Genomic DNA, 2,191 nt, shown 5'->3' on the forward strand with positions numbered 1-2,191 from the left:
TCATCCAGGGCCGGGCCTGCCTGACGACGCGTTCAAACGGTGCGAGGTACACCTCATGCAAAGTCCGTTCGTCGAGCACGTTGTTGACGGTGGTCCGCTCGGTCTCGGCCTCGTTGGCGACGAAGTGCTTGGGGCAGGCGCCGATGCCCTGGCCCTGGATGCCGTCCACGTACGCGGCCGCCAGTTCACCGGTGAGGAGCGGGTCCTCGGACAGGCACTCGAAGTTCCGGCCCGCCAGCGGTGAACGGTGCAGGTTCATGGTGGGTCCGAGCACCACGTCCACCTGCTGGCGGCGCGCCTCGGCCGCCAGCAGCTTCCCCACCCGCGCCATCAGCCGCCGGTCCCAGGAAGAGGCCAGGCACGTGGCGGACGGCAGGTTCACCGAGCCGGCTGCCTCGGTGTCGCGGTGGCCGCGGACGCCGACGGGCCCGTCGGAAACCGTGATCTTCGGCAGTCCCAGGCGCGGCTCGGCCTGGGTGTGCCACAGGCCGGAGCCGCTCAGGAGCCGGACTTTCTCAGCCAAAGGCAGAGTGCGGATCGTTTCTTCGACGTCGGCGTCAAAGCTCGTGGAGGTCATTCGTTGGTGCTCCTGATCGTTGGTTTCGTCAGCTATCAGCATGGGTTTGCGGCGGCGCGCCCGGACAGCGCAGTTTCATTGGTTGACACGGCGCTGGGTGGAATTTAGGAGGCGACGGCTGCTGAGGTGGCGGCGGCGGTCAGGCGGTGGGTGCCGGCCCACACGCTTCGGCCGTCCTGCCCCGGCAGCCTGATCTCCGCCTCCACGCCGTCGGGAATTGTTGCTTCGACTTCCAGCACCCCGTCGCCGGTGGTCCGCCACTCGACGGCGATGGTGCCGTGCGGGCTGCGCAGGCTGGTTTTGGCCCAATCGATGCCCTCGCCGGGCAGGGGCGCGATCAGCACCCTGGAGTAGCCCGGGGCGAGCGGCCGGATTCCACCGACGTACTTGTGCAGCCAATCAGCAATGGCGCCGAGCGCGTAGTGGTTGAAACTGGTCATTTCGCCGGGGTTGTTTGAGCCGTCCGGGAGCATGGAGTCCCACCGTTCCCAGACGGTGGTGGCCCCCATGGTCACCGGGTACAGCCATGAGGGGCATTCCTGTTCGAGCAGGAGCCTGTACGCCGCGTCAGTGTGACCGGTATCGGCCAGGGCGCCGGTGATGAAGGGGGTCCCGGCGAACCCGGTGGAGACGCGGTAATTGTTGTTCCGTACCAGTTCGGCGAGGCGGTTGGCGGCAAACTCCCGCTGCCGGCCGGTCTGCAGGATGTCGAAGGCGATGGCCAGCGCGTAGACCGTGGTGCAGTCGCTGTGCACGGTTCCGTCGGCGGCCACGTAGTGGGTGTTGAAGGCCGCTTTGACCCGTTCGGCGAGGCGGCCGAACCCGTCGGCGTCGGCGTCGTGTCCCAGGAGCGCAGCCGTCCGCGCGGTGATGGACGCCGTGCGGTACAGGCACGCTGTGGCGACGACGCCGGTGTCCGCCTTGGCCGCCCACGGCTGGTCCGGCGCGGCGTCCGGGTCCAGCCAGTCGCCGAACTGGAAGCCTTCATCCCAGAGCCCGGCGGGCGAGAGCAGTCCCTCTACCCGGCGGGTGTGGGAGGCCATCGAGTCGTACTGGTCCTTCAAGACGGTGTCGTCGCCGTAGGCCTCCCACAGCGCCCACGGAACCCACACGGATGCCTCGCTCCAGATGGCAGAGGATTCCGGTGCCGGGAATTCCGGCGGCTGGGGGCAGTACTTCAGGGCGTCCGGCACGGTGATGGGAACGAGTCCGCCGGCAGCCTTTTGTTCCGCGGCGAGGTCGAGGAGCCAGTCCTGCAGGAAGCCCTTGACGTCGTAGAGGAAGGCGGCCGTGGGGGCGAACACGGCGATGTCCCCGGTCCAGCCCAGCCGCTCATCGCGCTGCGGGCAGTCGGTGGGGAGGTCCAGGAAATTGCCCTTGAGGCCCCAGACGATGTTGCGGTGCAGCTGGTTCACCAGCGGGTTGGAGCACTCGAAGCTGCCGGTGCGTTCAAGCCGGGAGTGCACCGCCACGGCTTCGAGGGATTCCGCCGTCAGCTCGCCGGGCCAGCCGGATACTTCCGCGTAGCGGAACCCGTGGAAGGTCTTGCTGGGTTCGAAGAAGTCCTTGGCGCCGGAGAGGATGAACGTGTCGGTGGCGGCGGCCGAGCGCAGC

At 68.2% G+C, this 2,191-nt stretch carries 2 protein-coding genes; both read right to left on the reverse strand.

What is annotated here, in order from left to right; translation table 11 throughout:
* Positions 1 to 577 (reverse strand): glycoside hydrolase family 3 N-terminal domain-containing protein (locus LQV45_RS27210; RefSeq protein ID WP_290370326.1); only part of this gene is annotated, 577 nt, incomplete at its 3' end.
* A 104-nt stretch (positions 578 to 681) separates the two neighbouring features.
* Positions 682 to 2,191 (reverse strand): family 78 glycoside hydrolase catalytic domain (locus LQV45_RS27215; RefSeq protein WP_230009908.1); only part of this gene is annotated, 1,510 nt, incomplete at its 5' end.

This window comes from Microbacterium sp. Bi128, from assembly GCF_918698205.1.